The organism is Chitinophaga sp. S165 (assembly GCF_003182155.1).
GTDB lineage: Bacteria > Bacteroidota > Bacteroidia > Chitinophagales > Chitinophagaceae > Chitinophaga.
The window spans coordinates 1,261,589-1,280,705 of the sequence record NZ_QGTG01000001.1; the positions used below are offsets into that span (position 1 = coordinate 1,261,589).

Below are 19,117 nucleotides of genomic sequence, written 5' to 3' on the forward strand. Positions count from 1 at the left end.
AAAACTGTTATCGCTAATTATCATAATTTGCTTCTTTTTCTATTTTTGTCGGACCTAAAACATCCTTATGAATTTTAAAAGGACCAACAACATTGTAGGTTGGGTTATCTGTATCATTGCCTGCACGGTCTACATTATGACTATGGAGGCCACCGGCAGCCTGTGGGACTGCGGCGAATTCATTTCCAGTGCCTACAAGGTACAGGTTCCGCATCCTCCTGGAGCTCCTTTATTTGTGCTGTTAGGTAGATTATTCACTATTCCGCTGGACCCATCACATGCAGCGTTAGGTGTAAACTTAATGTCCGCCCTTGCAAGTGGTTTCACTATCCTGTTCCTCTTCTGGACCATTACACACTTCGCCCGCCGTGTCATCGTTAAGAACGGTACACCCATCACCCGTGAACAAATGATCGCTATCATGGGCGCCGGCGCTGTTGGAGCACTGGCCTACACATTCTCTGACTCTTTCTGGTTCTCTGCTGTTGAAGGTGAGGTATACGCAATGTCCTCTCTCTTCACCGCACTCGTTTTCTGGGCTATCCTGAAATGGGAACATGAATCAGACGAAGCATATGCCGACCGCTGGATCGTATTCATCGCCTTCATGATGGGTCTCTCTATCGGTGTCCACCTTTTGAACCTCCTGACCATCCCGGCTATCGTAATGGTTTACTACTTTAAACGTTACAAAGTAACCCCTATGGGTACTTTCTGGGCGTTTATCGTTGGTTGCGGTCTGACAGGTATGGTACAGAAGTTCGTTATCCAGGATACTATCAAGGCTTCCGGTCTGATGGACGTTTTCTTCGTAAACTCCCTCGGCCTGCCTTTCTATACCGGTTTCGCATTCTACTTCATAGCACTGGCTGCCATCCTGATCTATGGATTGAAAAATCCTAAATTCGGACTGTATGCACCGCTGATCCTGGTTGCTTCCGTTATTGTTATTCCGGCATTTACCGACGCTAATGGTACCGGTATGAGGATTTTGAAGCTGATCGTTGCAGCTGCGATTATATTCATCCCTTACTTTATCAAACAGTTCGGCGCAAACGTAACATCCAGCAACTTCCTGCATTTTACGAAAGTGACCATCTATTCTATACTCTTCCTGTTATTAGGTTACTCCACCTACATCACTACAATGGTACGCTCTACCGCTAACCCATCCGTAGATATGTATAATGTGGACAACCCGATCTCCCTCGTAGGTTACCTGGGCCGTGAACAGTATGGCGACTTCCCGCTGATCTACGGACAGGTATTCACTGCCCGCCCTACTAACTATGAAGATGCAGGTAACATCTACGCCCGTGGCAAAGACAAATACCTCATCGCCGGTAAAAAACAAGTACCTGTTTACGCGGCGGAAGATAAAATGCTGTTCCCTCGTGTATGGGACGCAAGCAATGACCAGGGTCACGCAGATTACTACCGTGATTATCTCGGCCTTGCAGACGGACAAAAGCCTTCCTTCGGAGATAACGTACGCTTCTTCTTACAGTACCAGGTAGGTTTCATGTACCTGCGTTACTTCATGTGGAACTTCTCCGGTAAACAAAACGATACCCAGGGTTACGGGAACGTACGTGACGGTAACTTCATTACAGGTATCTCCTTCCTTGATAACTGGATGTATGGCGATCAGTCAACAATGCCAGACAGCCTGAAAAATAACAAAGGACATAACAAACTGTTCTTATTGCCTTTCCTGCTGGGTTTTGTAGGATTTGTATTCCATTACAATAACCACCGCAGAGACAGTCTCGTTGCTGGTCTGTTATTCTTCTTCACCGGCTTCGCTATCGTTCTGTACCTCAACCAGGCAGGTAACCAGCCACGTGAACGTGACTATGCATATGTAGGATCTTTCTATGCTTACGCAATATGGATCGGTTTAGGCGTACTGGGCATCTACCAGTTCCTGAAAACCAAAACCAAATCTGCTATCGCTGCACCACTGGCAACCATCGTGTGCCTGCTGGCGGTTCCCGTACTGATGGGCTTCCAGGAATGGGATGACCACGACCGTTCTACCAAAACCATCGCCCGCGACGTAGCTTCTGACTATCTGCAGTCCTGCGCTCCTAACGCGATCCTCTTCACCGTAGGTGATAACGATACTTATCCGCTGTGGTATGCACAGGAAGTAGAAGGTGTACGTCCCGATATCCGCGTGATCAACCTGAGCCTCCTGGGCGTAGACTGGTATATTGACCAGCAACGCCATATGGTGAACCAAAGCCCTGCAGTTCCAATGACCTGGTCGGCCGACAAATACCAGGGTGAGAACCGCAATTACATCCAATATTATGACGGCGGTAACTTCCCGCAGGATAAATTCTACAATCTGAAAGAAGTAATGGGCTTTATGGGATCAGATGATCCTCGTGCTAAACTGTCTACTACAGATGGTTCACAGATCAACTACCTCCCTGCTAAAAAGCTCTTTATACCAGTAGATGTTGCTCAAGTGATCAAAAATGGTGTTGTTGATATCCATGACAGCGCCAGGGTTATGCCGCAACTGCCTTTCCAGATCAACAAGACTTACCTGCTGAAGAACGACCTCGCTGTATATGATATCATTGCAGCCAACGACTGGAAACGTCCGATCTACTTCACCAGCCCAACCGATCTCGGTCTGAATGACTACCTCCGTATGGATGGTCTGACTTACCGCCTCGTGCCGCTGAGAAAAGAAGAAAGCAATGATCCTATGGGTGCTGAGAAGAATGTGAACGTTCCTGTAATGTACCAGAACCTGATGACGAAATTCGCATTCGGTGGTGCAAACATTGAAGGTACTTACTTCGATGAGCCTAACCGTAAACTGTTGCAGTACATCAGGAATTCTTACACCAGACTGGGTACCGCCCTTGCACTGAATGGCGACAAAGATTCTGCCCTCGCAGTGCTCAACAAGGCCGATAAAAACCTGTTGGAAAACACCTTCCCATATGCGATGACAACTCCGGGACAGATGCATAACTACAGCTCTATGCAGACTGTATATGCTTACTACCTGGCTGGTGATATGAAGAAAGGTGACGAGATCGCCCAGAAGATCATCAAGGATTGTACTCAACAATTACAGTACTACCGTGGTCTGCCAACTTCCAAATTAGGTAGCTTACAACGTGATGCCCAGATGGCCGAACAATTCATTACGCTGTTACAACGTATGAAAGAGGATTTCACCCATCCGCAAGGCAATCAGCCAGGCCTGGAACAAAATCAACCTATACAGGTTGATACCCAGGGACCAGCTACTGATGCACCGCAAGGCAACTAATCATCAACTTATAAAAAGGAGGGGCTCGTCATTGTGACAAGCCCCTCCTTTTTTTTACCATTGTCTTAATGCGATGTCTGTACCTACCCCTTCGCCCTCTCGGACACCAGCCTGCAATGATCGCATTTCAGATCAAATTTCTCCAGTAACTTATTTTCCAGCTGCCATTCTCCTCCACAAGAAGGGCACCTATGTTCGTTCTTTTTACTATCATAGTTAAACAAATAATAGTAACTGGGCTTGCCCGTCAGCTCCTCCAGTTTGGTACATATACTCCTACCTTGCTTCGTCAATGGGCTCTTTATGTCCGATAAATAATTGTGAAATCGTTTTTCTCCCATAGAACCTCTGAACCAAAGTCCGTCGATCTCTTCGTAACTCCTTGACCAGGAATTAATATCATCATAACTCCTGTAGCGCGTGTTCGTATATGGAAAATTATACAACGGGATCTGATCAAAGTTATCGCCCGACCTGATGGGAGACGCGCCTCCCCAGTACAATATCAGTGAACTTGATGAATCAATTTCGGCTGTTGAAACAGATACCAGGTGCTCCCCCACATACTTATAGGAGATAGTGACATTATACCGTTCCATGAGAATGGATGTCCACTGATTAACATAATCGCTGTTATAACGCTCGTCCAGCGAGTCTTTTTTGAGACATTGTACATGAAGCCATACACTGTCTTCCTGGAAGAGGAACACATCGTTTATCGATACCAGCTGACCATTGGAACGTAGAGATCTGATGAAAAAATCGGCGTCATGCAGGAAAGATTCCATTTCTGACTTAGGCCAATCCGCCTTTTGAAACAGGATTTGATAGATGAACATAGGGATAGAATTATAGGATGATAGTCAATAGAATGGGTAACTGCAAACAGGGATATATTAAATATAATGAAATATTGCAATTATAACAAACCACTACCCCAAACAATGCTACTGATCTTCCGGAATAAAAAAAGCCCCCGCTTTCGCGGGAGCTTCTATCAAACATTACGATGCCTATTATAATTTGCCAACTTCCTGCCACCAGAACTTCACACACTCTTTCACGTCAGGAACACTGTTATCCCAGTTGTATTCATATTCAACGGAGAACATGCCTTTGAATTTCTGTGCCTTCAATTCAGCCAGTACTGCAGGCATGTTACAAACGCCATTGCCCCAGATCACATCATGTGCATCATGAGATTTTTCGTTCAAGTCTTTGAAATGCAGGTGCAGTACGTGCCCTTTTAACTTTTTGATACAGTCTACAGGCTCCATTCCGGAACGGGCCCAGTGACCGATATCCGCACAAGCACCAAACAGCTTACTACGGCCATTTACAGCTGCCAGTACGCTATCCGGATGCCAGTAATAGCTTGGTTTCGGATGGTCGTGAATAGCTACCTTGATCTGGTATTTATCACACAGGCGGGATATTGCGTCCCAATGCTCGCGTTTAGGCTCAGCAGTGATCACCTGGATACCCATTGCCTTTGCAAATTCGAATACTTCATTCCACTCCTGCTCACTACCCGGAGATACCACTCCGTAAGCAACCAGTTTCTTCTTTTTTGATTTCAGCAGCGCTTTTACCTGTGCCTGTTTGGCTGCATCCATTCTCCAGTCGAATTTACCTTCGATGCCGTTGCCGATGGTTTGGCCATTATAGCATTCTACGTACTGTACACCTACGCTATCCATTTTATCCAGCGTCTGGGCCAGGGTAAAACGGTTAAAGGTATATGCCTGTGTTCCTAATTTCCAGCCCAGTTTGTCTGCCTTTCCTTGCGCAAAACTCAACGTGGATGTCATCGTCGCACCAGCCAGGATTCCAGCCAGTAACAGTACGCTGCTCAATTTTTTAATCATCTGCAATAGTTTTAATTTGATAATCAGTAAAGACCTTCGCGAAAAATAACAGCTTTCCCTGAAGAAAGCAAGCTATGCATGGTTAACCGGCGAAGATCCGTTGGTAAAGGGGATATTTTCCCGAATAAATAGCCCTCGCAGAACAAACTTACAATGTTAAAAATTCAATAAACAGTAAACATATTATAATCCGCCACATGCATAATAACCTATAAATTATCGAAACTTTTCGTTACATTCCGTTTAGATTGCCGTCTGTGGACTATGTACACACATCATCCAACTAAATTCGCTAATTTTAGAATTATTATGAGAGGCATACATTTTTCCAAATTTGAACCCGATGAGCAGCAGGGAAAATCGCCCTTTGAGAAGCTACTGGATGTGTTCACCCAACTGCTGACTTACACCAGCGGAGATGTTAGTGAAGCATTACAATGGCTGACCGAACTGGACAAAGAGTACCAACTTACTAATGAGGATTATGGCATCGGAGATTTTATACAAGAGCTTAGGGATAAAGGATACATCCGGGAAAATGAAGAGAACGGAACCATCCAGATAACCGGCAAGACCGAACAAGATATCCGCAAACGCGCACTGGAAGAAATCTTCGGTAAACTTAAAAAATCCAACCAGGTTGGTAATCACAATACCCGCAAATCAGGTCAGGGAGACGAACTAAATGCAGACAGCCGTCCTTACCAATTCGGCGATGCACTGGAGCAGATCGATATGACGGCCTCCATCCGCAACGCACAGATCAATCACGGCATTGATAGTTTTTCCATTCAGCAGGACGACCTTGAGATCCAGGAAACAGACTTCAAAACACAGACGTCTACAGCCCTGATGATCGATATCTCCCACTCCATGGTACTCTATGGTGAAGACCGTATCACACCCGCCAAAAAAGTAGCGATGGCGCTCAGTGAGCTGATCACCACCCGCTATCCGAAAGACACGCTCGATATTATCGTGTTCGGTAACGACGCCTGGCAGATAGAGATCAAAGATCTTCCATATCTCCAGGTAGGCCCTTTCCACACCAATACCGTAGCGGGACTGGAACTGGCAATGGACATCCTTCGCCGCAGGCGCAATCCGAACAAACAGATCTTTATGATCACCGACGGTAAGCCTACCTGCCTTAAGAACGGGAAAGAGTACTATAAGAACAGCTTCGGTCTTGACCGCAAGATACTCAATCGTACGCTGAACCTTGCTGCACAGTGCAAAAAATTAAAGATTCCAATCACCACATTCATGGTAGCTACCGACCCGTGGTTGCAAAAATTCGTAACAGAGTTTACTGAAACCAACAACGGGAAAGCCTTCTTCTCCGGTCTGGATAAACTGGGACAATTCCTGTTCTTCGACTTCGAGAATGGAAAAAGAAAAATGCTTTAATAACAGCATCGCAACATCATATCATCGATAATCCATTAATACAACATGAATATCAACATAAGTACGTTAGGTGAATTAAAGAAGAGTGGATACAAACCTAAATCTGTTAAAGAAGAGATCAGACAAAACCTGATCCGAAAACTTCAGAATAAAGAGAATGCATTTCCCGGTATCATTGGTTATGAAGATACCGTTATTCCAGATACAGAAAGAGCCCTGCTCTCCCGCCATAATATCCTGTTCCTCGGTCTCCGCGGTCAGGCTAAAACACGTATGGCCCGGCAGATGATCTCCCTGCTGGACGAATATATTCCCATCGTAGAAGGCTCCGAAGTGAACGACAGCCCCTTTGAACCACTGTCCCGTTATGCGCGCGACATCGTGGCCGAACTGGGTGATGCTACGCCTATCTCATGGGTTTCCCGTGAACAGCGCTATAGTGAGAAACTGGCTACGCCGGATGTTTCCGTCGCCGACCTGGTAGGTGATATCGATCCTATCAAAGCCGCCAACATGAAACTGAACTATGCAGATGAAAGAGTGATCCACTTCGGCATCATTCCCCGTTCTAACCGCGGCATCTTTGTTATCAATGAATTGCCCGATCTGCAGGCACGTATCCAGGTATCCCTTTTTAACATCCTGCAGGAAGGCGATATCCAGATCCGTGGTTTCAAAGTGCGTATGCCCCTGGATATCCTTTTTGTATTCACCGCTAACCCGGAAGACTATACCAATCGCGGATCCATCGTTACGCCGCTGAAAGACCGTATCGAAAGCCAGATCATCACCCACTATCCTAAAAACGTGGAGAACTCCCTGCTTATTACCGAACAGGAAGCCAATGTACATGACGAACAAAAACATGTACATATCAGTGATATGATCAAACGCCTGATCGAACAGGTTGCTTTTGAAGCGCGTAACAGTGAGTATGTAGACAAGAAAAGCGGTGTTTCCGCCCGTCTTACCATAGCCGCATATGAAAATGCAGTGAGTGCAGGCGAGCGCAGGGCCATCCTCAACAAAGAAAAAAGCACGTATGTACGTATAGCGGACCTCCAGGGTATTATTCCTGCCATCACCGGTAAGATCGAACTGGTATATGAAGGTGAACAGGAAGGACCGTTGCAAGTAGCAGTGAATCTGCTGGATAAATCCATCCGCAGCGTTTTCTCCCAATACTTCCCTAATCCGGATTCCTTCAAAAAGCGTAAACAAACCGCGGCTGCAGAAAATCCTTACAGGGCGGTGATACAATGGTTCGATAAAGGCAATGCGGTGCAGTTATTACAGGACGTAAACGACAAGCAATACGAGACATCCCTCCTGAAGGTTGAGGGCCTTAAAGAGCTTATAAAGGGCAAATTCCCGCATGCTAATGCTAAAGAACAATTACTGCTGATGGAATTTGTGTTACATGGTCTGGCTTCCTACTCCCTGATCAGTAAGAAGGTAGTGGAAAATGAGACCCGCTTCAGTGACCTGCTTGGCACCATGATGAACTTTGGTACCGGCGGAGAAGAAGAGAACGACGAATTCTAGAACATATTCTTCCCGTAAAAAGCGCGGAATACCGGACGATATCTGCTAAGATTGGAGTTGCATCTTACAATTGAAGTATATATCTTTCAGTATTCCGCGTTTTGCATTCCATGCGCCGCGTTCATTGAAAAACACTATATCAACTACAGTTATGAACAACTCAAGAAGACACTTCATCCGCTCTGCCTCTACCCTGGTGGCCGGAGCCGGATTGGTCAGTGCGTTACCCTCTTCTTTACGCGCTATCGCCCCCAGTGATAAGATCAATATTGCAGCCATCGGCATTAACGGTATGGGCTGGGCTGACCTGAATGCCATGCTCAAAAGCCCGTACGCCCAATGCGTAGCTTTATGCGACGTGGACAGCAATGTGCTCCAGAAGAGAGCCGGCGAACTGGCACAGAAAGGTCAGAAGGTGCAGACCTACAACGACTATCGCAAGCTGCTGGAAGATAAGACAATTGACGCGGTGATCATCGGTACGCCCGACCATTGGCATTGCCTCCAGATGACCGATGCCGTATCTGCCGGAAAAGATGTCTATGTAGAAAAGCCTATCGGGAATTCCATTGCGGAGATCAGAGCCATGGTGGCCGCACAGGAACGTACCCAAAGGGTCGTACAGGTCGGCCAGTGGCAGCGCAGCCAGCAGCATTTTAAAGATGCTGTCGCCTTCGTTCACTCCGGCAAACTGGGTCAGGTGCGCCTCGTAAAAGCCTGGGCTTATATGGGCTGGATGCATTCCATTCCTAAACAGCCGGATGGCAATCCACCGGCAGGCGTTGATTACGCAGCCTGGCTAGGCCCTGCGGAAAAGAGACCATTCAATCCGAACCGTTTTCATTTCAACTTCCGATGGTACTGGGACTATGCTGGTGGCCTGATGACCGATTGGGGTGTACATCTGCTGGATTATGCCCTGTTAGGTATGAAAGCCCAGCATCCGGTGTCGGTTATGGCCGCAGGCGGCAAATTCGCCTATCCTGATGATGCAGCCGAAACACCCGATACACTTACCACCGTATACGAGTTTGACGGATTCAATATTCAATGGGAACATGCTACCGGCATTGACGGCGGCCCTTATGGCCGCGATCATGGTATTGCGTTCATCGGTAATAACGGCACACTGGTACTGGACCGTGGCGGTTGGGAAGTGATCCCTGAGAAAGGAAAAATGGAAGCGGTCCCCCGTACCCCGTCCGTAGACAATGGCCTTGACAAACATGCTATCAATTTCCTGGATGTGATCAAATCCCGTAAACTGGCTGATCTGAACACTCCCATTCAGGCAGGTGCACATGTAGCAACAGTTGCACAACTGGGCAACATTGCATATAAAACAGGCCGGAAATTACACTGGAATGGCGAAAAGGAAAGATTCGATAGTGGTGCAGCCAATAAGTTCCTGGCAGCCGACTATCACAACGGATACAAGCTACCAAAGGCATAAGCTATAAAAATACATAAGGGCGTTCAATTGGTGAACGCCCTTTGCTTTATTGCAAAATCCACTCTTTTAATTGTCTGCATCAACAGCGTCCAGCAATTCTACTCCCTCTGCATTCCCCTGCTGCGCCGCCAGGTCTATTGCAGTCAGTCCACGATTTTCCCGCACGTACTTGTCAGCTCCATGATCCAGTAAAAGCTTTACCAGGTTATTACGTCCGAACATGGCAGCAAACATCAGTGCTGTACCGCCATTACCATGCTGTAAATTCAGGTCTGCGTTATGACGTATTAGTAGTGTCGCTATATCCGGATAACCTTTAAAACATACTCCCATCAATGAAGTATTGCCGCCATAATCAGCTGCATTCACATCAGCGCCTGCTTCGAGTAATATCTCAGCTGCTTCCAGCTGACCGTTATAGGTCGCAATGATCAATGGTGTATATCCGCGACTATCGCGAACATTAAGATCTTTCATTTCACCAATATGCTGCCGGAGAAAAGCCAAATCTCCCGTTCGGGCAGCATTAAAGAAATCATCAGTTAAAGTTTGCATGGTTCGTGCTCATTTTGAGATTAACATTACATCGCTTCTACAGAAATAACCTGCTGTTCAATTAAACAGCAGTCTCAAATATTAAGCCCGAAACATACTGCCCCACATAGCAAAAGGAAGCTCTTCCTTTACATGGCAGCAAATCCGCACCCTCTTACACCTGATAGTTGATATACTTTTCAGTAAAATCACCATTGGCAAACAATTCAATCAATCCGTACCCTGGCGCCGTCTCCCTGTTGTTGCCATTCCACCACGCTCCGCTTACCGCACCATTACACAGATAGGTCACATTATTATACACTACTTTATCTTTCAGATGAATATGCCCGCTAAACAAAGCTTCACATTGGGATGCTGATAGAACAACCGAATGATCTTCGCTACGTCTGTATGCATATCACCACTCAGCAGCCTGTGTACCGAAAACAACCCTCATGAGGCTCGATTTCCCATATCCGTTACGGCCCACCAACGCATGAATGTGGCCTCCGACAAGTTTCATATAGCCGCCACTGATAACAGTTTTAACTCCGTAAGAAAGCGTAACGCTGTTTGTTTCCAGTACATCCATTAATAAACGTATGAGGTAATTTTGAAGCAGGCGCAGAACAACAGGAAATCGAGAATAAAAGCTGTACCCACGAGCGCCGCGTAGTTCAATTGCAGGTTGTAATAATAATATAGTTCCTTGCTTTTATAAGCGACATATGCAGCAAATGCAAATGCAATAAATTTTAATGCAAACACAGCATGCCCCATGCCAAAATTATATTTAGCGTTCCTGTAATACAGGTAACAACCACATATAGAGAGGACCAATCCGGGAATGAGGAAAAAGGAACGGTAAAAGAGGAGAAGACCGCGTATTCTTGCCATAAATTACACTTAGGATGGTTGACTCATCCTTCAGCACAATTTATAAATATTTGAGGCCGGCCGTAACCAGCCGTAACACAAAAAAATGTTAAATCGGCAGCGTCAGATCGCTGTACCCGCATTTTCATTTTCCTGTTCCAGCATCATAGACAGGTATACTGCATCGCTGATGGGATTATCGTAGTATGCTGCAATCGGCTGGAAACCTAAACTTGTATATAACTCGATCGCCGGGCGCATATGTGCAAGCGTATCAAGCAACATACGTTTATAAGCTAACTCTCTGCCTGCTTCTATAGCTCTTGTGGCGAGTGCTCTGCCTACCCCATGGCCTTTAAAGCCATCACGTACAAAGAGCCTTTTCATTTCACAGGTGGAGTTCTCAAAATGACGTACTCCTACACAACCTGCCGGTTGTCCGTCTACCAAAGCAAGGAATAACGCACCTTCCGGCGCTACGTAATAAGGATCGGGCAAACTACTCAGCTCTTCTTCAAACCGTTGAAAACTAAGATCAACACTCAACCAGTTGGCATACTCCCGGAATAGTGATTTCACCTGCTCCAGTAATTTCTGATCACCTTTTTTTACTTCTACAATTTCTAACATACCGCATCTTTTTAGTACATAAAACACAAAAGCCTCCTGAGCATCAGAAGGCTTTTGCTGGTTCCGGATGGAAATATATTGTTACTAACATAGTACCATCCCAAACTATTTACTGTAAACGATATAACTATTACATTAACTCATTGTCAGCATTCACAACTTCACTTTTAATCAGCCTTACTGCTCACCTCCCTGATTTTTTAGGGGGGAAACAAATATAACCAATTTTAGTTAAAAATCACAGATGCTGAAAGAAATACTTTATGTCCTATTTACCGGCTGTATGTAGTGCTTTTAATTCCGCGGCCAGGGCCATTACCGTGTTTACACCCCAGTGTTCATGATACTTACCGTCCTTTACAGTTACCATGTCCATTACATGAATTGTTACAGGCTGATGTGTGGCAGGTATGCCCATAAAGTCACCCGTATGTATACCAGCGATCGTCTTCAGCGTAGTTACTCTATCGCCTTCTCCCACCTGTTCATAAATAGTTACTTTCAGATCTGAAAATGCAGGCCGTAATATATGTTCGAACATTTGGATCAGGCCCGCCGGACCACTGTCAAATCCTTTTGCCGCCGTATGATTGATAAAGGTATGGGCCACCAGTTCCTGGAAGCTCTGCGGATTACCTTCTTCAATGATCTCTTTATTGAATCGTTTTACCACCGCCTTGTTCTGTTCAATTGTTGCTGTCATGATCTATAGTTTTTATACAGCAAAATTAGGCTTCGGCGGTACCGCGGTGTTATTCCCCGACGTTCAGAGTTTGTGCCTGGACGTTCATATTTTGTTCCTGGTAAGCCGAGGGCGTAACACCGAAGATCTGGCGGAATGATTTTGAGAAACTTGAATGACTTTCATATCCCACTTTATCATACACATCTCCTGGTTTTGTTTGCCGGTCTTTCAGCAGGCGGGCCGCCACCTGCATCTTTTGCTGCAGTAGCCATCGTTGTGGAGAGGTGCCATAGATCTTCGTAAAACGCCGTTTAAAGGCAGACAGGCTCATACTGCATAAAAAGGCCAGTTCCTCCACTGTTACAGGACGGGTGACGTTACCTTCCACCGCTTTCCTGATCTCAAAATCCTGCATACTCCCATGCTGGTTAACCCTGAATTGCAGTAAGGTCTCAGGAGATGTTTGTAACAGATACAGCAGCAGTTCTTCAAACTTCAGTATACAGATCTCCTGTGGTAAGGGCTGGTCCAGCAGCAACATCAGTCGCAGGGACTCTATGTAGTTACGGAGGAACGTATCTTTCTCAAAAGTAATGAACGATGCTGTGGACTTCACCTGCCGGTGTTGCTGTACCAGACGATCATACTTCATGTAGAAGTCCAGCATGGCGCTATCGCTGAAATAAAGCAGAATGGCCTGGTAGTCGCCTTTATCAGATAATACGCTGGTGGTCAAACAACTGCCCGATGCCAGGAACAGGAAAGCATCATCATTGACAGTAGTTGATTGTCCGCCGTAGATAACCGTCTTACGGCCTTCTATCAGCAGGTGGATCATATTCCTTTGCAGGATCACTTTGTTCTTTTTCGTCTTACAAAGCGAAGTAAAAGGCCTTAGAAGGATATTATCCTCCTCACGGTATTGTGCCGGGTTCAGGTCCTGGGGAAGATTAATGACTTGCATTCCTGCAAAGATCACAAAAAGTTTCAGGGAATAATACCCCGGCTCCGGAAATCATCAAAGATCCGGAAGAACATTTCCTTTGTCTCCACATAATCATGAAAGCCGGCCCTGCGCACTTTAGAACTATCTGCAAATACATCATAGTCCCAGGCGAATACAAAGTCGGCAAAGCGCCAGGAAGACAATTGTTCATAAGGGATATCCGCCAGACCATACTTCTTTTTCATTTTTTCCCATAGAGGTGCTTTATCGGCCATGATCACTTCCAGTGACATTGGCAACGGCGGCGATACCTCCAGATCGAAATAGCGGGCTATTTCCGGCCACATCTCATTCCACCTGAACAAATCCCCATTTACGACGTTAAACGCCTGATTTGCCCCCTTTCCGTCTGTTGCAGCCCATGTGGTAGCTCTGGCCAGCAAACCGGCGTCCGTCATCTCAAGCAATTTATCATACGCGCCAGGCATACCAGGGAAGCGCAATGGCAATCCCAGTTCTTTCGAAATAGCCGCATACAGGGCAATAGCCAGGGCCAGGTTCATGGGGTTGCCCAATGCAAACCCGCCCACTACAGAAGGTCTCAACGCCGACCATGTCCATTTTTTACCAACCTGCTGTTGCTCCAGGAACTCCTGCTGGTCGACATTGAATTCCGGCGGCATGTGTCCGGCGTCAGACTCTCTCGCAGGCGTCTTAAACGGCCCCAGGTGAGCGCCATACACTTTGTATCCCTGCATCAGGCTGATATGCTGCAATTCTTTTGCTACCGGCTCCACGACTTCCACCAGGTTTTTCAGCATAGCAAGATTAGGTGGCACCAGCTCCGCCCAGGTAGGCGCATCGACATATGCTGCATAAAAAATGTGGGTGACTTCCGTGAGATGATGTATCTTGTTGTAGGTGTCCTTCTTATCTTGCAGGTCGACCGCTATATATCGTACGCCCCCTTCCGTTTCTCCTCCCCTTCTTGACAGTCCGATAATATCCCAGTCGCCAAGCGCCGCCAGGTGTGCAGCCAGGTTCCTGCCAATGACGCCATGTGCGCCAGCTATTAGTGCTACTTTACGTTGTCCGTTCATACAGTTCGATTTTATGCCTCAAAATTACCTGGAGTAGTCAGCCTGGCATTTGTACATTGGTAAGGATTATTTGTATTTTGCGTCACATGCAGCGATATGTTCAACATGAGTTCCTGAAAGTCTCTCATTTCACCTGTGCAGAATGGCCACATCCCCTGCATAACCATAACCATTTTGAACTGATCTTCATTCACCAGGGAAGCGGCTCACACTGTTTGTCAGGCATGAAATACCCTTACGAAGCGAAGTCATTGTTCCTGTTGCACCCTGCGGATTATCACAGCTTTGAAATAGACGTTCCTACTACTTTTACGTTTATCAAATTCAATAGTGCTTATATTACGCAGATAGGTCATCTTCCGCCGGACCATCACTGGAACCGGCATATGGACGAACTACTGGTTTGCAGCCGCAGGCAGGAATTGCCGATACTTAAGTCAGCAGCCGATGCGGATAAAATTGATAACCTGCTTCGCCTGCTGGTCTCAGAGTGGAAGGAAACAGCTAATAAAACCAGCGAGACTATTTTCTTCCTCCTGCAGTCTGTGATGTCTATTGTGAGGCGTAACATACACGAACAGGCCGATGCTCCTGTCAAACAACAGGAAAAGATCACGCAGATCGTCCATTACATCCATCAGCATATCTATAATGCAGCCGATACGAGGCAAGAACACCTGGCAGCTTTATTTGGATTTTCACCAAGACATTTAGGCGCTTTTTTCCGGGAACATATGCAGGTGCCTTTGCGGGATTATATCAATCAGTATAAACTTCATATTATCGAGAACAGGCTGAAGTATAGTTCGTTATCACTTAAAGAGATCAGTGAGGAACTGGGCTTTACTGATCTTAGCCATTTCAATAAATTCTTCAAGGCACATCACAAGATAAATCCATCACAATACCGGGAGAAATAAGAGTCTTTGTTTATGCATATAAAAATATTATATTTGTATAACAAGTGTTCGTACCTATGAATGCATGGCGTAACAACGCCGGCTGACTATCCTAAATTCCGATGTATCCTATGAAACGATTTAATCTCTTTGGTAAAAAGCCGGTAGCAGACAATCTGCCCGCAAGTCTAGCCCAGCCAAGCAACGACAGGAACTTTGTGGACGATCTCGTAAATTATTTCAGTTCTAAGCAGGAAATCACCGCTGCCTATTTCGGCTTCGGTTATAACACAATTGATAAGCAGTATCAACTATTCCTTGCCATAGACCATGATATCAAAGCGGATTCTGTTTCACAAATGACCTGGTCACTCAAATCGCTGCACATGAAAGACACGCACATAGAATATGCGTCTCCTGTTCAGAGTAGCGATATGCTGGAATACATCAGTCAGCATAATCCGCCGTTCTATCACAGAGATGCACCGGCTTTATTACATCAGAAAATAATGAAGCAGTGGTTCAATGTAAAAAAATACAAGCAGGAACTGATTGATACGCTGAAGGAGTCTAAAGTATACACGCTGGCAAATCAGCCGGAGAAGCTGAGTGATCGCATTGGCTTCGCAACTTTCGTCAAACCCAATGGTGAATTTGTTCCGTTGTTCAGCAGGCAGGATATGATCTCAAGAAGCGGCATGACTGAAATACCGATGGGAATGGCCGCTGTAGAAATGCCTTTTGAGATCATTTTAAAGATATTAGGTAATGACCAGTTCTTTGTACTGAACCCTGGTACTCCGTTTGAAGTGGAACTGCGTGCCTAAAAATGCTATCTTGCAGCCGCTGCCTACCTTCCTGTTTTAATTTAATAGAGCGGGAAGCACGTAAAAACAGCAGCGACACGACGCATGATAGAAAATCTGGAAGAACTGCTTTCCGAACTAAAACCAAATGACATCTCCAGGTTCAGCCTGGCGAGTGCAGAGACACTGTGGTTAACCTTAAGGAACACATACGCAAAAGAATTCAACGGCAATACAGATATCACTTCGGATATTTTCGACAAAGCCTGGCTGCTGGTAGCTGGTCAGCTCAAGGATACAACTGTCGAACAGCTGGAAACTGCAGCCAAAGATCAGATCCCCGATCTGGACAATTTCATGGACATCTTTGAATCAGCCTGGCGTACAGCCCTTGCATCTTCAGCACAGAATGCAGCTACAGGTGTGTGGCTGGCCATCTGCGGACTAGCCATAGAACCGCTGGGAGCGGCGCTTGACACTGTTGATATCACGGCAAGCACACTTGACATCCTGATCAGCACACAGTATAGCATCCAACATGGTAATGAAGCATTCCCAACTGAGGAGGATATAGAAGGACACCCTTTATATCAGGGTGAAATGCGCAGACAAAGGGATGCTATCTACGCGTTAAAGAATGGTAAGACGGCCGATTTCAGGTCTGAGTTTGTAACACTCCTGAACCTTGAATCACTGGGGCTTCCCGAGGAATAGATCTAAATTGGAATACCCTTTCCCATCGCCGGGAAAAGGTATTCTTCTGTTCACGTCCTACCAGATCCCCATGATTATGCAGGAAAGATCTGTGGCAAAATGCTCACGTTGAAATCAACGATATCTTTAGTGGCCTGATTAATAGCTGCAAATTTTTCTTCCATTGGTCCACCGCCAACGATAGTCCAGATAGGTCTTTCACCTTTAGGTTGCTCAACCAGTTTCAACATCGCATCAGCTACCTGCTGTGGATCACCACTTTCAGGAGTTGGTACAAAATACTGCAGCAACGCACGTTTGAAGTCCAATGTATCTGCACCGTATTTTGCTTCTACTGCTTCATTTTTTCCGATCATGCCTTTGCTGGTCATATCAGTCGTCTGGAAAGCTCCCGGCTGAATAATTGCCACATCAATACCTGAAGATCTCAGTTCATAATGGTACCCTACAGATGCTGCATCAACTGCCGCTTTTGAACCGTTATAGGTACTCAGACTTGGGATATGGTTCCTGGACTGTACACTGGTTACATTGATGATCAATCCTTCTTTCTGCGCGTGCATATATGGCAATACGGCCTTCATGGTACGTTCGGGTCCGAGTGTGTTCACCTGGAACATCTGTTCTGTCTGTTCCATTGACAGTGCTTCACCCAGTCCATAATAAGTAACGCCGGCATTATTGATCAAAACATCAATCCTCCCATTTGATTTCTTAGCTATTTCGGCAACTGCGCTGTTAACAGAAGCTGTGCTGGTTACATCCAGTTCTACTACTTCTATGTTCACCTTCTGTACCTGGGCCCACTCTTTTAGTTCCTTTGCCACTCCAGCGTTAGCTCCATTTACGTTACGCATGGTTGCGTATACGGTATGTCCTTTTAATGCAAGGGTTTTAGCCGCTTTCAATCCGAATCCGCTGGCGCTTCCTGTTAAAATGATCTGTTTCATTGTTTGTTAATTGTGAGTTTTAATATTCGATTTATCTGGCAATTCATTTACCTACATACAGGTAGGAAATATGGATAAAAAAATTTGTATCTGCTAAGTGTCTCCCTAAAGCTACCTACATGCAGATAGGTATTGTCTTCAAAAAAAATCCTCTTACGAAGATTTAACAGTCTGTCTGAGTGATTGTATAGTACGGTCGAAGGCTGGCTTCCCTCCCGTACGGCCTACCAGCAAAGCGCCGGGCATCATTGCCATCCAAACGTTTGCCATATCTTCAGCAGGTTGCTTAAAGGAAAATTCCCCTGATTCCTGGCCCTCCTTTAAAGTAGCAACCAACCAGGATGTTACCAGCTCGGCATATTGAGAGGCTGCCAGCTGCATCCGTTCCGTGATCTCATTATAAGAAGAGCTGAATGTACTGATCACGCAAAGCTTTCTGCCCTCTTTGAAGTAATATTCATAATTGGCTATTAAAGCCTCCAGCTTGTCCATCGCCTTTGCCTTCTTCACCTTTTGGGTCATGTAAATGAAGTCCTGACGGTCCTTTTCTATTACAGCCAGTCCGAGATCTTCTTTGGATGGGTAATAATGGTGAATGGAAGCATTTTTGATGTTCAGCTCCAAAGCGATCTGCTTATAGTTAAAAGAATGGTAACCAATCTTTTGCATATAATCCCTGCCGAGTTCCACTATCCTGTCTTTGGTATTTTGTGCTGTATTCATCCTAAAGTTTGGCTTTGATGAAACAAAGATACCTACTTACAAGTAGGTATCCAAATTTATTTTTTAGTTTTTCCGATACCGAGGTGAATCAAAATTTTGTACTCCAAGCTCCAAACTTTTTCTAAGGGATTAAAAAGCTTGTAATTACTTGGCCTACTATGAAAAAAAACGCACAATGTTGGCAGAGCAATAATTGCATTCCAATCAGCAAAAACCGCCCTATGTTTTTCTCTTCTCCATATAAATATCAACTATTATTCCCAGTGAATAATAAACTCCGGCCAACAAAGAAGGATTATGAAAAAACTGCTCAATATACTACGTATATTACTATTGTTATTGATGATTCCAAATCGATTCACCAAAAGATATTTTAAACCAATGATCATAAAAACATACAATGAAAATGTAGCTTGCTTCTTTATTTGCATTTTTTAATTAAATGCTTTCTCGGTCAAACATTTTCAGCATCAGAGAGGCTATACAGTCTATTGTCTTTCTCAACTTTGATAAAACCGACCTGTCCTTCATCGGAAAAGCGTCACTATTTCTTGTCGCATTACCTGCTTTACTCGAAGCCTCAACCATCCTGCCTACGAAATCAAAGGCACTGTGACTTAAGACAAAGGACTGCACCAAGGAGGTTAATACATCCATTGTCGTTGGTCCGTCAAGAA

The 19,117-nt window shown here is 45.4% G+C and carries 19 protein-coding genes; 7 read left to right on the plus strand and 12 right to left on the minus strand.

Annotation, left to right across the window (positions count from 1 at the left end; all coding sequences use genetic code 11):
• Nucleotides 1-67 precede the first annotated feature (67 nt).
• A complete protein-coding gene (locus C7475_RS04535; RefSeq protein ID WP_110051552.1) occupies nt 68-3,298 on the plus strand; it encodes a DUF2723 domain-containing protein in 3,231 nt (1,076 codons plus the stop codon).
• A gap of 83 nt (nt 3,299-3,381) precedes the next feature.
• On the opposite strand, the gene C7475_RS04540 is transcribed toward C7475_RS04535, so the two are convergent.
• Together C7475_RS04540 and C7475_RS04545 are read right to left on the minus strand one after the other, a co-directional pair.
• The gene (locus C7475_RS04540; RefSeq protein ID WP_110051554.1) at nt 3,382-4,137 is read right to left on the minus strand and encodes a DUF2310 family Zn-ribbon-containing protein; all 756 of its coding nucleotides are present in this window, start codon (nt 4,135-4,137) and stop codon (nt 3,382-3,384) included.
• A 177-nt stretch (nt 4,138-4,314) separates the two neighbouring features.
• Entirely contained in the window at nt 4,315-5,166 is an 852-nt protein-coding gene (locus C7475_RS04545; RefSeq protein WP_110051556.1) for a sugar phosphate isomerase/epimerase, read from the minus strand.
• Nucleotides 5,167-5,475: 309 nt separating this feature from the next.
• On the opposite strand from C7475_RS04545, the gene C7475_RS04550 reads away from it, so the two are divergent.
• The 3 genes from C7475_RS04550 to C7475_RS04560 all read left to right on the plus strand — a co-directional run bounded on the left by C7475_RS04550 (nt 5,476) and on the right by C7475_RS04560 (nt 9,574).
• Nucleotides 5,476-6,576, plus strand: a complete 1,101-nt coding sequence (locus C7475_RS04550; RefSeq protein ID WP_110051559.1) for a VWA domain-containing protein — start codon at nt 5,476-5,478, stop codon at nt 6,574-6,576.
• A 45-nt stretch (nt 6,577-6,621) separates the two neighbouring features.
• Nucleotides 6,622-8,121, plus strand: a complete 1,500-nt coding sequence (locus C7475_RS04555; protein WP_110051561.1) for a sigma 54-interacting transcriptional regulator — start codon at nt 6,622-6,624, stop codon at nt 8,119-8,121.
• A 151-nt stretch (nt 8,122-8,272) separates the two neighbouring features.
• Complete coding sequence (locus tag C7475_RS04560) at nt 8,273-9,574, plus strand: Gfo/Idh/MocA family protein (protein ID WP_110051564.1); 1,302 nt, start codon at nt 8,273-8,275, stop codon at nt 9,572-9,574.
• Between the two features lie 66 nt (nt 9,575-9,640).
• Here C7475_RS04560 and C7475_RS04565 read toward each other — a convergent pair whose 3' ends face one another.
• From C7475_RS04565 to C7475_RS04595, 8 genes are all read right to left on the minus strand, one after another.
• On the minus strand, nt 9,641-10,129 hold the full coding sequence (locus tag C7475_RS04565) for an ankyrin repeat domain-containing protein (protein ID WP_110051566.1): 489 nt from the start codon (nt 10,127-10,129) through the stop codon (nt 9,641-9,643).
• A 154-nt stretch (nt 10,130-10,283) separates the two neighbouring features.
• The gene (locus C7475_RS04570; protein WP_233259762.1) at nt 10,284-10,469 is read right to left on the minus strand and encodes a hypothetical protein; all 186 of its coding nucleotides are present in this window, start codon (nt 10,467-10,469) and stop codon (nt 10,284-10,286) included.
• A 60-nt stretch (nt 10,470-10,529) separates the two neighbouring features.
• Complete coding sequence (locus C7475_RS32910; RefSeq protein WP_158286422.1) at nt 10,530-10,703, minus strand: hypothetical protein; 174 nt, start codon at nt 10,701-10,703, stop codon at nt 10,530-10,532.
• On the minus strand, nt 10,703-11,008 hold the full coding sequence (locus C7475_RS32745) for a hypothetical protein (protein ID WP_146217465.1): 306 nt from the start codon (nt 11,006-11,008) through the stop codon (nt 10,703-10,705). The genes C7475_RS32910 and C7475_RS32745 overlap by 1 nt, the downstream gene beginning before the upstream one ends.
• A 102-nt stretch (nt 11,009-11,110) precedes the next feature.
• A complete protein-coding gene (locus C7475_RS04580) occupies nt 11,111-11,617 on the minus strand; it encodes a GNAT family N-acetyltransferase (RefSeq protein ID WP_110051571.1) in 507 nt (168 codons plus the stop codon).
• Between the two features lie 268 nt (nt 11,618-11,885).
• Nucleotides 11,886-12,320 (minus strand): ester cyclase, encoded by a 435-nt coding sequence (locus C7475_RS04585; RefSeq protein ID WP_110051573.1) that lies wholly within the window; start codon nt 12,318-12,320, stop codon nt 11,886-11,888.
• 49 nt (nt 12,321-12,369) lie between these two features.
• Nucleotides 12,370-13,266, minus strand: coding sequence for an AraC family transcriptional regulator (locus C7475_RS04590; protein WP_110051576.1), 897 nt, complete (start codon nt 13,264-13,266; stop codon nt 12,370-12,372).
• Between the two features lie 23 nt (nt 13,267-13,289).
• Entirely contained in the window at nt 13,290-14,348 is a 1,059-nt protein-coding gene (locus C7475_RS04595) for an SDR family oxidoreductase (RefSeq protein ID WP_110051579.1), read from the minus strand.
• 86 nt (nt 14,349-14,434) lie between these two features.
• On the opposite strand from C7475_RS04595, the gene C7475_RS04600 reads away from it, so the two are divergent.
• The 3 genes from C7475_RS04600 (at nt 14,435) to C7475_RS04610 (ending at nt 16,767) form a co-directional block, all read left to right on the plus strand.
• The gene (locus C7475_RS04600) at nt 14,435-15,268 is read left to right on the plus strand and encodes a helix-turn-helix domain-containing protein (RefSeq protein WP_110051581.1); all 834 of its coding nucleotides are present in this window, start codon (nt 14,435-14,437) and stop codon (nt 15,266-15,268) included.
• Between the two features lie 110 nt (nt 15,269-15,378).
• On the plus strand, nt 15,379-16,074 hold the full coding sequence (locus C7475_RS04605; RefSeq protein WP_158286423.1) for an enhanced serine sensitivity protein SseB C-terminal domain-containing protein: 696 nt from the start codon (nt 15,379-15,381) through the stop codon (nt 16,072-16,074).
• An 84-nt stretch (nt 16,075-16,158) separates the two neighbouring features.
• On the plus strand, nt 16,159-16,767 hold the full coding sequence (locus C7475_RS04610) for a DUF416 family protein (protein WP_110051586.1): 609 nt from the start codon (nt 16,159-16,161) through the stop codon (nt 16,765-16,767).
• A 74-nt stretch (nt 16,768-16,841) separates the two neighbouring features.
• Here the strand turns inward: C7475_RS04610 and C7475_RS04615 are convergent, their stop codons facing one another.
• Together C7475_RS04615 and C7475_RS04620 are read right to left on the minus strand one after the other, a co-directional pair.
• Nucleotides 16,842-17,717, minus strand: coding sequence for an SDR family oxidoreductase (locus C7475_RS04615; RefSeq protein ID WP_110051589.1), 876 nt, complete (start codon nt 17,715-17,717; stop codon nt 16,842-16,844).
• Nucleotides 17,718-17,870: 153 nt separating this feature from the next.
• The gene (locus C7475_RS04620; RefSeq protein WP_110051592.1) at nt 17,871-18,440 is read right to left on the minus strand and encodes a TetR/AcrR family transcriptional regulator; all 570 of its coding nucleotides are present in this window, start codon (nt 18,438-18,440) and stop codon (nt 17,871-17,873) included.
• Nucleotides 18,441-19,117: the final 677 nt, after the last annotated feature.

Bases quoted from the DNA above. Each gene is read 5' to 3' on its own strand.
- C7475_RS04535 (WP_110051552.1), top strand. From the start codon at position 68: ATGAATTTTAAAAGGACCAACAACATTGTAGGTTGGGTTATCTGTATC.
- C7475_RS04540 (WP_110051554.1), bottom strand. From the start codon at position 4,137: ATGTTCATCTATCAAATCCTGTTTCAAAAGGCGGATTGGCCTAAGTCA.
- C7475_RS04545 (WP_110051556.1), bottom strand. From the start codon at position 5,166: ATGATTAAAAAATTGAGCAGCGTACTGTTACTGGCTGGAATCCTGGCT.
- C7475_RS04550 (WP_110051559.1), top strand. From the start codon at position 5,476: ATGAGAGGCATACATTTTTCCAAATTTGAACCCGATGAGCAGCAGGGA.
- C7475_RS04555 (WP_110051561.1), top strand. From the start codon at position 6,622: ATGAATATCAACATAAGTACGTTAGGTGAATTAAAGAAGAGTGGATAC.
- C7475_RS04560 (WP_110051564.1), top strand. From the start codon at position 8,273: ATGAACAACTCAAGAAGACACTTCATCCGCTCTGCCTCTACCCTGGTG.
- C7475_RS04565 (WP_110051566.1), bottom strand. From the start codon at position 10,129: ATGCAAACTTTAACTGATGATTTCTTTAATGCTGCCCGAACGGGAGAT.
- C7475_RS32910 (WP_158286422.1), bottom strand. From the start codon at position 10,703: ATGGATGTACTGGAAACAAACAGCGTTACGCTTTCTTACGGAGTTAAA.
- C7475_RS32745 (WP_146217465.1), bottom strand. From the start codon at position 11,008: ATGGCAAGAATACGCGGTCTTCTCCTCTTTTACCGTTCCTTTTTCCTC.
- C7475_RS04580 (WP_110051571.1), bottom strand. From the start codon at position 11,617: ATGTTAGAAATTGTAGAAGTAAAAAAAGGTGATCAGAAATTACTGGAG.
- C7475_RS04585 (WP_110051573.1), bottom strand. From the start codon at position 12,320: ATGACAGCAACAATTGAACAGAACAAGGCGGTGGTAAAACGATTCAAT.
- C7475_RS04590 (WP_110051576.1), bottom strand. From the start codon at position 13,266: ATGCAAGTCATTAATCTTCCCCAGGACCTGAACCCGGCACAATACCGT.
- C7475_RS04595 (WP_110051579.1), bottom strand. From the start codon at position 14,348: ATGAACGGACAACGTAAAGTAGCACTAATAGCTGGCGCACATGGCGTC.
- C7475_RS04600 (WP_110051581.1), top strand. From the start codon at position 14,435: ATGCAGCGATATGTTCAACATGAGTTCCTGAAAGTCTCTCATTTCACC.
- C7475_RS04605 (WP_158286423.1), top strand. From the start codon at position 15,379: ATGAAACGATTTAATCTCTTTGGTAAAAAGCCGGTAGCAGACAATCTG.
- C7475_RS04610 (WP_110051586.1), top strand. From the start codon at position 16,159: ATGATAGAAAATCTGGAAGAACTGCTTTCCGAACTAAAACCAAATGAC.
- C7475_RS04615 (WP_110051589.1), bottom strand. From the start codon at position 17,717: ATGAAACAGATCATTTTAACAGGAAGCGCCAGCGGATTCGGATTGAAA.
- C7475_RS04620 (WP_110051592.1), bottom strand. From the start codon at position 18,440: ATGAATACAGCACAAAATACCAAAGACAGGATAGTGGAACTCGGCAGG.